The sequence below is a fragment of the Prosthecobacter sp. genome, from assembly GCF_044236155.1.
In the GTDB taxonomy this organism is placed as follows: domain Bacteria; phylum Verrucomicrobiota; class Verrucomicrobiia; order Verrucomicrobiales; family Verrucomicrobiaceae; genus Prosthecobacter.
In genome coordinates this window covers 93,819-110,933 of sequence record NZ_JBIIHA010000001.1, presented here as the reverse complement: position 1 = coordinate 110,933, position 17,115 = coordinate 93,819, and the positions used below count along the sequence as shown (strand labels likewise).

1 protein-coding gene (cut by a window edge) is annotated in these 17,115 nt (G+C 60.5%); it reads right to left on the bottom strand.

Features of this window, described 5'->3' with window-relative positions:
* Positions 1–17,115 carry the 5' portion of an autotransporter-associated beta strand repeat-containing protein gene (locus tag ACILSE_RS00475; protein ID WP_395715370.1) on the bottom strand. It extends 15,138 nt beyond the left edge of the window, so the window shows 17,115 of its 32,253 coding nt (coding positions 1–17,115); its start codon is at positions 17,113–17,115; its stop codon lies off the left edge, out of view.

Genomic DNA, 17,115 nt, shown 5'->3' with positions numbered 1-17,115 from the left:
GGCCCCGGCAGAGCCGGCCGTTGTGGTGCCGGCATTGTAGGAGGCAGCCAAAGGACTGAGGGTGGCGCCCGAGGCGACACTGATGGCGGTGTTGCCAAGCGAACCACCCGAAAGCACCAAAGTGCCCGCGTTCACATTGGTGGCCCCTGTGTAGCTGTTCGCAGCCGTCAGCGCCCAGGTGTTGGTGCCGTTTTTGGTCAGGGATGTGGCACCTGTGCCATTGTTGGCAATTGTCCGGCCGAAGGTGTTGATGATGCCAGGCGCCGAGGTGCCCGTCAGAACCAGGTTGCGCGTTTGGTTCGGGTTGCCATAGGCAAGCGCGCCTGATGTGAAGGTTAGCGCCCCGGTGCCGGAGGCATCAATGGTGGCCGTCGCGCCAGCCACGTTCCTGCCAATGGTGAAACTGCGGTTCGTGCTGGTGACGCCTCCAGTATATTTCAGAGTGCCTCCATCAATCAGCAGGGCCGAGGCAGCAGTGCTGCCGGCACCAATGCCGCTGGCGGCACCGCCGTTGCCCAGACTGCTGACACTGAGAGTGCCGCCCAAGATGCTCGTGGTGGCCAGACCGATGCTGGAGCCCGTTGCATTCGCGCTGATGGTGAATCGGGTGGAATCAATGATGCTGGCGACCGTGGCACCGGCCGGAATGTTCGGATTTCCCGACACAGGCATGCCGACGTAGAAGTTCGCCGTGGACCCTGAGGTCAACGTTACGAGAGAGTCGCCTGCGGTGGTGATGGTCCTGTAAGCCAAAGGAGCCACGTTGGTGACCACGCCCGTGCCGTTTCCAGTCGCATTCACGCTCAAGGTGAACTGCGTTGCGCTTTGAATGCTGGCCACGGTAGCTCCGCCCGGGATGTTCGCATTGCCGCTGTTGGCAAGGGACATGCCGACGAACATGCCGGCCGTTGTCGTTCCATTCGTGAGATTGACCACCGCATTGCCCGATGTGGTGGTCGCCCTGAGCTGTAGCGCGTTGGCGGCCGTGTCCACCCCCGTGCCGGCCAGAACCCCGGTTCCAGTGCTCAAGGTGAACTGCGTCGGGCTCTGGATGCTGGCGATGGTGGCTCCTTCTGGAATGTTGGGATTGCCGCTGCCGGCCAAGGACATGCCGACAAACATGCCGGCGGTGGTGCCGGAGGTGAGGGTGACCACAGCGTTGCCTGCGTTGGTGGTGGCCTTGAAGCTCACCGCGTTCGCGGTGCTGGCCGTAGTCAATGTCGAGGTGCTGCTTCCGCCAGTGACACCAACGCCGGAATTCAGCGTGAACTGCGTGGCACTTTGGATGCTGGCGATCGTCAGACCATCCGGGGTGTTGGGGTTGCCGTCCCCAGTGGTGGACATTCCCACAAAAAGGCCCGCCGTCGTCGATCCGCCCGTCAGATTCACAACCGCGCTGCCCGCGGTGGTGGTGGCATTGATACGCAGTGAACCCGGGGTGGACAGATCGCCCGGGCCGGTGCCGGAGAAGTTGCTCAAACCAGTGAGCTGCAATTCACCGCCGCCCACTTTGACGAGTCTCAAATTGCCGGTGTTGGCCGCCGTGAGCACCCCGGAGAAGGTGGTATTGTTGGCATCGCCCACGGTCAACGTGCTCAGCACCCCTTTGTTGGAAAGGAACCCCGTTCCCGTGACGGTGGCGCTATTCGTCACAAGACCGCCCCCCGACAACGAGGCGATGGTCTGGTTTCGGCCGCCCAGGTCGAGCACCCCGCCCTGCGCCACCGTGACGGCAGTGCCGGAGGGCAGCACATTGCCGGCACCGGCGCCGGAGGCGTTGTTGCTGGTCATGCCAAGACGCAGAACACCACCATTGATCGTCGTGGCTCCGGTGTAGTCGTTGGTGTTGTTGGTCAGCATGAGGACTCCGTTGCCCGTCTTGGTGAGTCCAGCGCCGGCGCCCGACACTTTTCCACTGATGACAGCCGTGGCGTAAGGATTGGCCACATTGATGGAGCGTGTCGCTGATCCGAGATTCACCGCACCCGTCAGCGCCAGACTTTGGCCGGCATCCACGCCGCCGATGGAGAAGTCTCCGTTGATCGAGATGGCGTTGCCCGTGACATTCGAGAAACTCAAGGTCGATGTCGTTGCGGCGAAATTGGCGTTCGCGGACAACACAAACTGGGTGCCGTTCGTGATGCTCGTGATGTAGGCCCCAGGCACGATGCCGTTGCCGAAGACCAATTGCCCCACCGAAAGCGCCGCCGTGCTGGAAACCGTGACGTAAGGGGAATTGAGAACCGTCGTGGAGTTCGTCAACGACGACAGGCTGCCCCCCTGCACGGTGGTGCCTGCGGCGATCGCGAGCGTTCCGGTGCCAACCGCGCCGCTGGTCAGCGCGCCCGGCACTCCGGCCGAGTTGATGCCCAGAATGAGCGTGCCGGCATTCAGATTGAACCCGGAGGCGTAGGTGCTGGCACCCGTGAGAGAGAGCGATCCAACGCCCGTTTTGCTGAGCGCACCCGCGGAGCTCGTGATGGGCGCGGAGATCACGAGGCCAACCGGCGCAACACCAGAAACATTGATGACCGGTGCCACATTGCTGAACTGCAAGGCAGAATTGGCCGCTGTGGCGGCAGCAGCAATGATGGGACTGGTGCCGAGGTTGTCATTGACCACGGTGATGGCATTCGCGCCCGAGAGCACCAAGGTATGCAGCGCGGTGGGGGAGTTGAAACGAACGCCCGGCTGGGTGGTGCCGCCATCATTGTTGAAGGTGAGGCTGTTCAGCGTCGTGGTCGTGGCCCCGTTGTAACCAAAGAAACTCAGTGTCGCACCGCCATTGAGAGTCACATTGCTGGTCGCTGCGATCTGCCCGGTGGTCGCATTGAACATGTTGGCGTTGGCAAAGGCAACCGTGGCGTTGTTGATGACGAGATCCCCCGGGATCATGATGCGCGAAGCCGCCGCATTCAGGAAAAGGGTGCCCTGATTCACATGTGTTTCCCCGGTGTAGTTGTTTGAAGGCGTGTCGGTGCCCGAAATGTTGGCAGTGCCAAGAACCAGGGTGCCGCCGCCACTCTTCACCAGATCAACCGCACCGGTGATCTGGGTGTTGATCGCCGTGGCTCCCTGATTGGTGAAAACAAAAAGTTCCGACCCGGCCCCGGTGATCGCGGAAGAAACATTGCCGGAAGTAATGGCCATGGCCTGTCCGGAGTTTGTCAGCAGACCAACCCCAAAAGTCAACGTGACGGGAGTCGTGCCGTTGCCGAGCGTGATGGTCTGCGCCCCGCCAGGAGCCATGCGCAGCGAGTTGATGGTCTTGGAGGCGGTCAGCGTGCGGTTGCTGCCATCATTGATGTTCCAGGAGGCCTGGGTGCCCGTTGCGGTGATGTCCCCGCCGTTGTAGCCGGGGAATACATTGCCACCAGCAAACGCATTTCCACCCACCGTGCTGCCGAGGGCGCCGAGACCGACGCCGTCGAGATAAGTGGCAAAGCTGTCGCCATTCACCACAGCCCATCCGCCCACGAGATTGTTGGTCATCTGGCTGGCGGCGAAACCGGCGCCGTTGATGGCGGAGACGAGCACGCGGGCATTGTTGTTGTTGCCCGATCCGCCCATGCCGAAACCGTTGCCAGCCACAAAGTTGACCACACCATGGTCACCGGAGGCACGGACGATGTTTCCGAGGGTCAGTTGAACCGCGCTGCCCGCATTGAAGGTGGGAACAATGTTCACCGTGCTGCCGCCGCGAAGGATGGCCAGGCTGTTCAGCGATACCGCGGTGTCCGCCGAGCCGCCGCCACGAATGGTCAGCGCGCCGCCCTGCAAGGAAACAGGCTTCGAGGCGCCCAGGCGTTCTGGATTGTCACCGCCCAGAGGATTCAGGCCGGTATTGTCCCAGTCCAAGGTGGCGTAGTTCACGGCGACAGCACTGGTGCCGGCAAGCGCGCCGTTGTCACGCAGGATCAGGGCACCGCCACGGACCACCGTGGTTCCCGTGTAGGTGCTTTGGTTGCTGAAGACGAGGGAGCCGCCGCCGGACTGCTCGTAGCTCAGATTCCCGGCGAGCACGCCCGCGAAGGTGTTGTTCCCCGTGTTGGTGCGCAGGGTCACAGCGGTGCCGGAAGTGTTGGTCACGGTGCCACCAACGGCCAGCGGATTGGTGGTGAAGAGCGTGCCCAACATCTGATTCGTGCCGTTCAAGTCCAGCGTGCCACCGTTCATGAGCAGGTTCTGGTAGATGCCCGCCGTGGCGCTGGACGACAACACGATGGTGTTGTCACCGCCATTGAGCACCAGCGTGCCTTCATTGACCGTCGTCTGCCCGGTGTAGAAAGAACGTGCATTGAGCCGCAGCGTTCCCGTGCCTGACTTCCACAAACCGCCTCCGTTCGCATTGCCAACATGACCATTGACGGCGAGTGTGGTCGCGTCCCCGATCGTATGGAAGACGAAGAATCCGCTGAGGCTGTTGATGGCGGGCAGATTGAGGCCGGCGTTTCCTTCAAAGGCGATCACGCCACCCGTGCGGACGTTTTCAGTGAGCAGCGTTGCAGACGAATTGAATTTGCCAAAAGCAGCCACGTTGCCATTGCTGATGCCGCCGCCACTGTTGAGCATCAGGCTGTTGATGTTCTGGCTAAAAGACATCGTTGCATTGCTGCTGAGGGAAATGTTGGTGATCGAGCTATTGATGAGGGACGCGGAAACCTCATTGGAAGCCAGCGGGCGCAACAGGTTGGTTGTCACCGAGTCCCTCGTGATGAACGACAGGCCGCTGCCGTCCACTGCCGAGCCGATCATGTCCGGACGGATCGTCATCGTCGTGCTGCCATTGGCGCCCCCACCCTGGCCGCCGACGGTGTTGAAGTTGGTCACGAACACACGAGCGAAATTATTGACCGTGTTTCCACCGGCCGGATTAAAATCTCCCCGAAGCCAGAGCGTGCCACCCGTCTGCACGTTGGTGAGAGTCGTCACGTTCAGGGTGATCCCGGAGTTTGTCACCGCATCAAGCAACATCTCACCTGCTCCCGCGCCAACAGTCAGGGTCGAGAGCGTTTCGGTCACACTGGTGCTGGCGTTCGGCAAAATGACAAACTGACCGCCATTGATGTTCAGAGTGTTGGCTCCGCCTGTAAGCGGAGACGCCAGACGGCCGCTGACTGCGGTGGCGGTATTGTCGAGCGTGAGCACACCGCCTTCCATGACAGTCTGGGTGGGCATCAAGGCCCTGCCATTGGCTCCGGAGTATGTGATCCCGCCTCCAGCAACGGTCACCGTGCCGGTGGATGCTGCCGTGGCGCTCTGGGTGACGTCCACGGTCATCGTGCCGGTGCCGGTCTTGGTGAGATTCACCGCGTTCGGAGTGGCGTCGTTGAAACGGTTGATCTGGCCGGAGAAGGTGGTGTCCGCGTTGTTGAAGCCCACCGTCAGCGTGGGAGAATTCGCAGCGCTGTTGATCACCGCGCCGCTTCCAGACAGGGCGCCCCAGATGGTGTTCTGGCCATTGAGATTGAGGTTTGTCCCCGCCCCGAGCTGCAGTGTGGAAAAACGCGATCCACTGTTGGCCGCGCCGGAAAGTATGCCACCCGCCGTCACATTGACCGCCCCGGTGAAGGTGGATTGGTTGATCTGCAGCAAGCCAGCGCCGTTTTTGGTAAAGCCTCCAGAGGAACCGAGAAGCCCGCCGAGGATGAGTCCGGCAGTGGTGGGAGCGTAGTTGGTGAAACCGTTGAAATCGAAGGTGTTGACCGTGACGATGTTCGCAGAGGTCCCCAAATCAACGCGTCCGACCACGAGCGGAGTAGCAGCCGGGTTGAATGGATTCGACACGATGCCGCCGGACCCGATGGTCAGCAGGCCTTCGCCTGTGCTGACCGTGGGGGAGGCCCCGCCTCCGCCATTGCCATTGAACACCAGTCCTTGCAGAGTCTGGGCTCCGGCAAGCACCATCAATCCGGTGCCGTTGACGGTCACGGTGTTGGTGGAACTGATCACCCCGCCCGCTTGCTGGGCAAGAATGCCACTGCCGGACTGGTGACCGCCATTGATGATGATGCCGCCGGTGCCCAAGGTCCCCGTTGATCCGACAATCAAGACACCGCCATTGACGACGGTCCCGCCAGTGTAAGTGTTCGTCCCGTTGAGCGTCAAATTGGCCGCGCCGTCGCTGCCGGAGAACACTAAGCGGACCGCTCCAGAGCCGTTGTTGATAATCGCCGCGTCCATGATCGCCGTGCGATTGGTGCCACCATAAGGCAAGGCGTGAATGTACAGGTCACTGGCGTTGTTCAAGAGGCCGCTGGTGACCGTACCGCTGGTGATGCTGATGTTGCGGTTGTCGCCACTGTGCGCCAGCAGCAAACCACCTCCCTGAAGGGTGAGTTTGCGGCCACCCAGATTCACAGTCGTCTGCGCGGCACCAGGGTTTACGAGCGCAAAGGTATTGATGGTGACGTCGGAATAAAGCGGACCAATGCTGCCTGTGGCGCGGATGTTGTCCGTGGCCAGGGGGGTGCCATTGAGGGTGTTGACTGAATAACCGGCAAAACCTGCCCGGTTCAAATTGCCGACTCCAAGGTCCGGGATGTAGCTGGCCCATTCGCGGTCCACCACCGCCCAAGGGCCGATGAGGTTGTTGGTCAATCCGCCGCCGACGGTGCTAGTGGAGGACCCGTTGAGGGTGGTGATCAGGATGCGCGCGTTGTTGCCGATCACTCCAAGGCCTGTCGCGCCATTCTCAGGGAAGCGCACAGTGGCCGTCGAATCAAAGGATCTGGAAAGCGCGGCAAGATTCAAGGTGGCTGAGTTAATGCCCGTGCCGCCCACGGCTGACTGGATCATGTTGTAACCTTCCGCCAGGATCACATTCCCCACGGACTGGGATGTTTCGGCCTGCACACGACCTTGATAAACAAGAGAACCGCCGCGCAGGGTGATCTGTGCCGAATTCAGACGGCCAGCAGTCGCGAAATTCGCGTTGTCGTTCAACTGCAACTGGGCGTAGTTCACGCCAATCGAGGAAGTGGCACTGAGCCTGCCGCCGTCGATCAGTACATTGGTACCACCGGCGAACACAGTCGGACCCGCGTAGGTGTTGTCGTTGAGGAAATTGTAAGTCTGCCCGCTACCCTTGAGCAGCCCGACATTGCCCGTGATCTGTCCGCCAAAGTTCACGCCCCCGTTGTCTGCCCCGATGATCAGCGCCGACGCCCCGCCCGTGGTGGTGATCGTGCCCGCATTGCCCCTGAGGGCCGCCCCGTCGCCACGCGTGCCAAAGATGAACTGAGCGGTTCCGTTCAAGTCCAGCGTCGCGCCCGGCGCAACAATGAGGAATTGGTTTGGCGTGAGGGTGTTGTTACCGCCGCCAAGTCTGACCGTGCCGGCGTTGATCACAAAGTTGCCCGTGAGGGTCTGTCCGCTGATGTTGGCAAGACCGGCGCGGTTACCCGGCGCGTTGATGATCAGGGTGCCCGCGAGGTCTTTGACAAAACCACCCGTGCCGGTGAGCAACGCATTGCTGGTGAGTGTTCTTCCGGACTCCACCGCCAGATAGGCCTGGGTGTTGAACTGCACACGCAGCGGGCTGGCTGCGCTGACGGCCCCCAGAGTATTATTCCCACCGACGTTCAAAATCGCACCCGCTGTCAGCGTCAATGTCGCCCCTTGCGCCGTGATTCCATTCCCAATCGTATATCCACCTACTCCGCTGATCTTGATCGCATTGACTGTCCGGTTGGTCGTCCCGGCAAAAGTCGGAGTGGCGGTGATGTTCAGAGTATCGGCGGCGGCGGCGGTGTCGATGTTGTTGCCAATGTTGTAACCGGTGAACGCCTGGATGCCGTTCGTATTGGCGGCCGTGCCGTTGTGGTTGTAGGAGGCGAAGTCCGTGGCTCCTCCGACCGTGATCGTGGCACGCTGCAGCAAGTTGTTGATCATGCCCGCGGTGTTCACCGTTCCGGGGGCGTTGCTGAAAAGGATCTGGTTCGTCGCCGTGCCGAGGGATGCCCCGACGAAGCTGGTGCTTGAGTCGCCGTTGTTATTCCACCGGTCAAAAGTCAGAGTGCTGGTGCCACCCGGATTGAAGTTGAACACGTTCGTAGCTCCGCGGATCGTGGTGAGCGCCCCCATCGTCTCGGTGGAGCCGGTGCCACCAGACACAGTGAATGTCCCGCCAGCGAGCGTCAGCGGGCGGGCACCGGTCACATGGTCGAGCCCGCCCAACCAGTTCAAAACGCCGGAAGGGCCTTGGACGGTGATCGTGCTTGTTCCGCCAATGGTGACGCCCGAGTTCATCGTAAAGGTTCCCTCGTTGACTGTCAGCGCGCCCACAAAGGACCCGCTGGTCACACCGAGCGTCAGGGTGCCGTTGCCTTGCTTGGTGATGGAACTGACCGCACCGATGGCCGTGCCAGTTTTGTTGATCGTTCCGCCCGCGCCTACGGTAAAGGTCAACGCCTGCGCGCTGCTCAATGCACCGGTGAGATTCAGCGTCGTTCCAGCATCCGCGCCGATCGTCGTCGCAGACTGCAGGGTGACGGCGCCGCTGACCGTACTCGTTCCTGACACAGCCTGCAAAGCCCCGGCGCCATTGATCCCGGTACCGTTCAGCGCAACAGGCTCCGCAATCGTCACCCCGCCGAGTTGCAGGGCCGCCCCGGTGCCAGTTACCACCGTGTTGCCAGCAGTCGTCCCCAAGGCGCTCGCGTTGTTGACCCGGACAGCACCGGCACCGATGGTCAACGTGCCAGTCCACGTGCTGTTCGCGGCAGCCAGCACCAAGGTGCCGTTGTCATTCTTGCGCAGGGCATTGCTGACCGCGCCCAAGGTGAAGGTGGAGTTTAATGTCAGCGTGTTGCCAGCCGTGACTTCGATGGCATTGCTGGCGCGATTAAGCTGGATCAAACGGCTGGTTGCAAACGTTCCAGTGGCCCGCAGCCCCGCGCCAGTCGCGGCATTGATGTTCAACGCCACTTGGTTGGCCGCATTACCCAGCGCGGCATCGCTGCTGACAGCCAGGACACCGCCCTGAACGTCCAGCGTACCGGTGAAGCCATTCGTTCCAGTCAGGGCCAGCGTTCCCGAGCCTGTTTTCACGATTCCAGAAGAGCCACCGACCGCCCCTGAGAACGTGAGGCCTGCGACCACATTGGAATCCGATGCATTGGCGACACTGATGATCTGTGAAGAGCCCAAGGTGGCAGCACCGGTGATCTCCAAGCCGTAGCCGTTGTTATTGGTCACGGAAAGCGGGCCGTTCAGCGTGAAAGCGGCCATCTGCAGCGTCTTGTTCGATGCGTTGGTGAAAAGCGGGACGTAGGTGCCACCGAGGCGGCCCACGGTCAGGTTCACCGCCCCGGAAGGCGTGAGCGTCACACCGGAATTGATTGTCTGTCGAGATCCGGTGCCATCACCATCGTGAAGCAGGGAGAGGCTACCGCCATTGAGGGCCAGACTGACCGTGTTGCCGGCTGTCATGGCTCCCAAGGCCAGCGTTCCAAGGCCGGTCTTTGTGATGTTGATGACTCCCGCCCCGCCTGAGCGGCTGATGGTGCCCAAAGCGGCGGTCATGCCGGGATTGTTGACATCAATGGTGAGCGTGCCTGGAAGTGTCACCGTGCCGCTGAGGGTCAGGTTGGTGCCTGCGGCCACCGTGCTGTCAAAGTTGAAATTTCCGTTGGCCGTCACGTTGTTGCCAATGGTGAAGTTCCCGTTTGAAAGAAGGCGTGTGCCGGCAGTGAGTGTCACCGTCCCGGTGCCCAGCGGCCCTGCGGACACGCCGCCAGCGGTGCCGGTGTTGAAGATGCTGCTGGCGGCGACGAGAATGCCCCCGGACGACACATTAACCCCGCCACTGAAGGTGCTGGCGCCTCCAAGCTGCAGCAGTCCATCTCCGGTCTTGGTGATGCCGGCAGTGCCGGTCATGACAGCGGAGACGTTCAAAGTGGGCAGCAACGGAGCAAGGCTGACCCCATTGGCTTTTACAGCATCCACATCAAAAGTGCGAGTGGAGGCCCCCAGATTGACGGAACCCAGCCCCGCATAAGTCAGCGGATTGTTTCCAGTGGTCGTGGCGTTGGAGGAGAGGGTGAAAGACGTCGCGCTGTTAATGGCGGTGATGTAGGCACCGCCGGGGATGCCTGTTCCGGTCACCACGGTGCCGAGCGCCAGCCCTGCGGTGCTGTCCACGGAGACCGTGGCGCTGCCGTTTATAGTTCTGGAATAAACGATGCCTGAAGTGATGGTCGAGGTGCTGCCGAGATTGGACGAGTCCGCGGTCACATTCCCGTTGAGAGTGAGCGCACCATACCCCGCATGCAACCAGGGCGTGTTTCCGCCTGTGTTGTCGAAGATGAGGGCGCCCAGTGTCTGGTTGAAACCGTTCAACTCCAAAGCTGAACCGCCAAGCATGGTCAGCGTGGCCGTGCTGGCCATCTGGCTTGATGCGCCAAGCACCACGGTGGTGGACCGCTCCTGGAAAGTTGTGCCGTTGGTGCTGGCACCGCCGGTGATGGTCACATCCCCGGTGCCAAGGGCCTGTCCGGCCGACTTGAGCACCACAAAACCCGCGTTCACGAAGGTGCCGCCCGTGTAGGTGTTGTTGCCCCGCAGCACCAGCTCATTCGTGCGGAAGTCGCTAATCCCCGCGAAGGAACCGCGCCCTTCCGTGCCATTGAGCACAAGCGTCACGGCACCCGTGCCGTTGTTGACGATATTTGCGTCAACAAACACATCACGATTCTGAACATTGCCGTTGCCGTTCACATAACCGATCGCATGTAAATAAAGATCGGCGGCTCCTGACCCCGCCGTCAAATTGCCATTCTGAATGGTAATCGGCATGACGAGGCCGCTGACATAGTCACGCAATGTCGGTGTTGAACTCGTGGTGTTCGCATTCCCATCAAGCGTCACATTCAATCCGTTGATGGCGGTGACCGTGCGCCCGAGCAAGGTGGATCCGACGACCAAGTTCTGTGGCACGCTGGCCAGTTCGACCAGGTTGCTGGAGGTCGAACTGGTGACGACGTTGACTTGGGCGTTTGTGGTGCTGAAGCCTTGGGAAGCAATGAGACCGCCGCTGGAAAGATTGAGAGTGTAGCCGCCCAGATCAAGCGTGCTGTCACCTGAAACGACCATCGCCAGGCTGTTGATCGTGCGATCCGCTGTGAGCGACACAGTCTTTGGCAGATTCAACGTTGGATTGGCGCTCCCCAAGGTCGTGTCGATGGTGAACTGGGTTCCGTTGACAATGGATGCCACCTTTGCGTTGGCAGGGATGCCGTTGCCCAAGACAGCATCACCCACGCTCAATCCCGTGGTGCTGGCGATGGTGAGCAGATTGGTGCCGACCGCCCCGGTTGATGCAATATCAGGGAAGGTCAGACGGATATTTTCAGTGGCTGTTCCTGTGTTGAGGGTGTTGGGAGAATATCCGGCATACCCCGAACCATTCAGCGCTCCCACGCCTGTTCCGGGTGTGTAGCTGGCGAATTCACGCTCAAACACAGCCCAGCCGCCAATGAGATGATTGCTCAAACCGTCCCCGACATTCGTTGTGGGCACCCCGTTGAGGCTGGCAGCGAAAACCCGGGCCAGACTGCCAGGCGCACCGTCCACATTGAAAAAGCGCAGCGTCGCCCGCGATCCAGCCTGCCGTGCCAGGCTGGTGAAGGTGGCGGTGGAACTGTTGATGCCCGTGCCAGGCTCGGCGACGTCGATGATGCTGTTGCCCTGCCCCAATGTCAGAGCGCCAAACGCCTCCGTCGCCTCAAAGCCATTGCGAGCGCGGTACTGCAGCATGCCGCCCCGCATAAGAATTGGAGCCGTGTCGCTCACCCGGTTGTCCACCTGCTGATCGAGGATGCTGGTGGCGTTGTTGTTGGCGATCAACAGCGTGGCCTGGCTGATCTCAATGGAGGATGAGGAGGCGGTGCTTCCGAGCGTTGCAGTGCCCAACAACTGGGTGCGTCCGCCATTGAGAATGGTGGGACCCGTGTAGGTGTTGGCGGTGTACAGGTTCCAGTCGGTGAAGGTACCGGTGTTAGGGGTGGTGCCGCCGTTGGTCGAACGAACCAAAGCCACATTGCCGTTGATCGTGCCGGAAAAGCTAGCGGCGTTGTTATCGCTCAACCCTCCATGGACTATCCCCAGGATAGCCTGGCTGCCAGCGTTGTTGACCACGCTGCCGCCAAGTCCAGGCGCTAAGTTGGCATTCTGGGCGACAGCGGTGTCCAAACGCAACGAATTGACCACCTGCGCGTTGCCGTTGAGGTCAAGCGAGCCGCCCTGCAGCAAGAGCTCATTATTGAAAAACAAGGTGTTCGTGCCACCTGCCAGCTTGAGCGTCCCTTGATTGACTGATGTCAGGCCGCTGTAGAATTGCTGGCTGGTCAGCGTCATGACCCCAGTTCCGGACTTCGCCAGACCTCCGGTGGAACCATGCATGACAGAGGATAAGGTCAAATCCCCAAGCACATGGAAAATGAACTGGCGATTGCTGGAGGTGGAGAGCCGGCCCCCGCTGATGCCCGCATTGCCACCGAAGGCGAGGACGCCACCGCTGTCCAAGATGAGGCTCTGCGCGGAGGTGATGGAGGTGCCGCCGCCGCTGTTCAACGTAAGCGAGTTGATGGTCATGGTGTTTCCAGTCAACGCATTTGCCACTCCGGGGGTGCTGCTGGTGAGGGAAACATTTAGCGGAGTCGCCACGCCACCCAGGTTGTTGCTCAGGGTGGTGACCATTTCGCCGGCGGCCAGCGGTCGCAGCAAGCCATTCACAGTGTCGGCGGTGGCAAAAGAGGTGCCCGAACCGCCCGCCGTCGCGTCAATGATCGCATAGGGCAGGATGCCTTTGTTGGTGGTTCCGGCCGCGCCGGTCTGACCGACGAAGACATAACCCGTGCCCGTTGCTTGGATGGTCGCTGTGTTTGCACCTGCTGCGCCCCCCAGATTGCTGCCGCGGAACAGCACCGTGCTGCCGGAATTCCGCGTCACCGCCCCGGTGGTGAGGTTGAGTTGCTGTCCTGTTCCAGCCGCCAGCGTGATGATGCTGTGACCAGAGTTCAAGGTCAGCGTGCTTGTGGTGGTTTCATTGGTCGCCACTCCACTGTTTCCAACCAGACTGAGGGTGCCGCCGTACAGATTCAGGGCGCGGTTGCTCAAGCGGTTGGCTGGATTGCTAAAAGGTGTCGATGTCGATGAAGAAATGTTGGCATTGGCATTGGCCGCAAGCGTCACTGTCAACCTGTCCACTGAGATGGACGCCACAGTGGAACCGAGCAGAGACGTGCCCACCATGAGATTAGAGCCGGCGGGGCTGCCCAGCGTTACAATGGTACTGCTAGTTGAACTGCTGGCGACGGCAACTGAGCCGTTGTTATCATAGTTCAGAAGGAGCGTGCCACCAGGTGTCACAAACACGGTTCCCGCTCCGCCATTAGCCCCAGGAACACCCAGGGTGGATGCAACCGAGAGAACCCCTTGGTTGACATACACACTCTGTCCATTGAAGGCATTGGCCGACGCCAGAGTCCATGTCCCGGAACCGGCTTTGACAAGGGAGAAAGCGCCGTTGGCAAGATTGCCGTCAAAAGCCATTGCGCTGTTGATCGTGCCGTCACCCGACCCGACCAGGCCAAACCAAGCGCCGCGCCCGCCGCCTGTGGTGCCCACGCGACCGGTCATCACCCCGTTGATGGCCAGCGTGGAGCCTGCATCGACCCCAATGGTTGCCGCACGCATCTGGTTGTCAGCACCGCTGGCCCCGGAGAAGCTGATAGTGCCACCCCAGATGTTGGCACCAGAAACGCTGCGCAGCGCTCCGTTGCCATTGATGCCGTTGGAGGTGTTATTATTGCCCGGCGTGAAGACCAAGGCCTCCGAGACGGTGATGCCACCCGTCAATTCAAGTGCCGCGGCGACGTTGGCGATCAGCGTGGCGGATGTGGCCGTGTTGTTGGACAAGTTGAACGATCCGGTGCTCCCCAACGCTGCGGCGTTGTTGATCTGGACCACGCCTTGCCCCACGGTGAGATTGCCATTCCAAGCACCTTGTGACTGAGTGAGCAGCAACGTCCCCCGGTTGTTCTTTTGCAGGTTGTTAATTGCATTCGGGATCGTGAAGGCTCCATCCATCGTCACGGTGTTTCCAGCAGTCACCTCGAAGGAGTTGTTGGCCTGGTTGAGAATGATCGTGCGTGTGTTTGGGATGAAGAACGTGCCGTCCGCCCTCAAACCGGCCGTGGCGGAATTCGTATTGACCAGGATTTCATTGGTCGCGGCCCCCAAGGCTCCGTCACTGCTGAACGCCAGCACGCCTCCGGACACATTCACCATCGAGTTGGCATTCACTGTTTGGGTACCCCCGGCGGCAACGTCCTGGTTGAGCGTCAGCTGCGAGCGAACCAAAGTCGGGTCACTTGCAGTGGCGGCCTGGCTGAGTGTCACCTGCCGGCGAACCAAGGTGGGATTGTCTTGGGTGATGTTCTGGCTAAGCCTCAACGTGCTTCCGTCTATGATCTCAGCCACCACCGTGCCTGCGGGGATGCCGGTGCCGGTCACTGGCATGCCCACCCGAAAACTACCCGTTCCGCCTTGGACAGTAGAAACCTGGTTGGGATTGAAGAAGGTGTCTCCCGTGGTGGTGTTGGTGACGTTATTATCGATGGCGATGACGGTCGTGCCCGCAGGAATGCCAGCACCGCTCACCGGCATGCCGACCGCAAAAGCACCCGCCGCCGCAAGCGTGATGACGGTGGCGCCCGATGCAGCGCTACCTGCGAAATTCTGAAGATTGATCGCCGTCACGCTCGTTCCGGCGCTGATGCCGCCACTGGTCTGCAGCCGCTGACCTGTCACAAGATTGTTAACGCTTTCGACGGTCAAAGTCCCGCCGGAACCGAAAGCGGAAAAACTCACCGCTCCGCCAAAAGAATTGGCGGCATCGCCGAGCACCAGTGTGCCTGTTCCATTTTTTAGCATGCTGGCTGCCCCCGTCACCTGACCGGCGAGATGCAGTCCTTGCAGCACGTTGGAACCCGTGGCGTTGTTGACTGTGAAGGTGGGCGTCCCGGTGAGAGTGGTGGTCCCGGTCACCTGAAGTCCATAACCGTTGTTGTTCGCAACGGTCAAGGCCTGCCGCCCGATGCTCAGACTGGCGATTTGCGCCCGCTTGTTCGATGCCTGCTGGAAAAAAGGCGCCTGCGACGTGGCGGTTCGCCCAATCGTGAGCGTGGAATTTCCCGTCATCGTGATGGCGTGATTGAAGGCAAGATTCTGCGTGCTTCCCGTTCCATCGGCGTCGTCAAGAAGCTGCAGGGTGCCGCCCGCCATCACGAATGTCTTGCCTGACAAGGCGCTGACACCTTCCACTCGTAGATTTGATCCAGCCTCAAAGTTTAGCGTGCCATTGAAGCCGGAATTGTTGCCGGTCAGCGTCACGATGCCGCCCTGCGCTGCAAAACCCGTCTGCTGCACCACCCCCCTTGCCAAAGCGTTGATCGCGCTGATGGTTGTGCCCGCATTCATCTGGGTGGAGCGGATCACCAGAGACGTGGTGTTGTCTCCAGTGATGCCTCCGGAGACTATCAAATTCGCACCAGGATCGGTCGCTGGCTGTCCGCCGGCAATCGCATCCAGCACCAGCGTCTTGCTTGCCGCGATGGCGATGTTGCCCCCGAGCGTGAGGGTGGACGCGTTCGCCACGGACTGGATGACCGCGTTTTGATTCACGGTGATCTGGTTGTTAAACACCGGCCCGATGCCTGCGGCGGTCGCCCCCTTCGAGTCCAGCACCAGATTTCCGCCCGCCAGCACCACTCCTGCGGAGCCGATCGGATTATTGCCGCCGGGAGCACCCGTGAGCACCAAGGTGGGATTCTTGGAGAAGGTGAGGCTCGTGCCCGGCTGCAGAGCCGATGCGTTGCCAGCAATTTTGAATGTCGAAGAGTCCACGATATCAATGATGACCGAGCCGGCGGGTATGCCAGCGCCGCTCACCGTCATGCCGAGCGAAAGACCCGCAGTGCCGCCCGTAGTGGTCAGCGTGCTGCGATAGAAGGTGCTGTCATAGCTGCCGAACGATGCGTTTTGGGTCGCTGTATTCCCCGTCATCAGAATGCTGCTGGAGCTTCCCAAGGTGTTCGCGCTTGCGGTCTGGTTGAAGTAAAGCCAGCCCGCCCCCGTTTTCTGGATCGTCATCGCACGTCCCTCGTCGGAGACAACGCCGTCAAACGCCACATTCACGTCCGAGGCGATTGTGACACTTTGGGTGCCCACGGACAAGGGTGTGCCAAAGATGGTCGGATCGCCCGACGTTTCGCCAAATCTCAAAGTCCTGCCAAAACCCGCCCCGTCACCCACTACCTCGTTCCCCGTAAGTGTGGTGGACTTCACCGTCAGTGTTGTTCCATTGTTGATTTGCAACCGACCAAGCTGCGCTGAGCTGAAGTTCGCGTTGCGCATGTCAACCAGGGCATTCCCGGTCACATTCAATCGATTTCCGAGCTGCAAGGCGCTGCTCGCCCTGGCCAGTTGATTCACATCCGCTTGATACAGCGCGCTAGGGGGGATCGCCACGCGCACCTGCCCGTTGGCACCTTGCGTGTCGGGTCCGGCGTAGCCCAGATTAATGTTCGCTCCGCCACCACCCTGCACATAATCAACCCGGATGTCGTGCAACCCCGACGAAAGAAAAATTGGTTTGCTGGAAAGGTCGGTGCTGCCTTTGCCACCATCGTTGTTGAGCACGAGTTGTCCGTCGATGAAAACTCTGCTGCCGTCATCAGAGCTGGCAAAGAAAGTGTAGGCTCCCGCCGCATTGATCTCCACCTTGCCGACCCATTGAATCGCGGTGTTAATGACATTGTTGACCTGTGGATTGGGATTAATGTTCAGGTTGTTGAGCTGCCCGTCGGGGGGACGGATGTCAGCCGCTGTTCCGGTAAAGTCCACCCGGCTGGTGTTGCCCGTTCCACTGGTTGCGAATTCACGCCCCGACAGCCCGAGAGAGGTCTTTGCGCCACTGATTTCAAATTTTGATCCACCTTCAAGGATGATGGTGTTGGTTGCTCCCAAAGGGTGATTTCCGGCGGCCAAGTCAGAAGGAGAAACATCCACCGCCAGTCCCGCTTTGTTTTTCACGGTGATGTTTCCGGACAA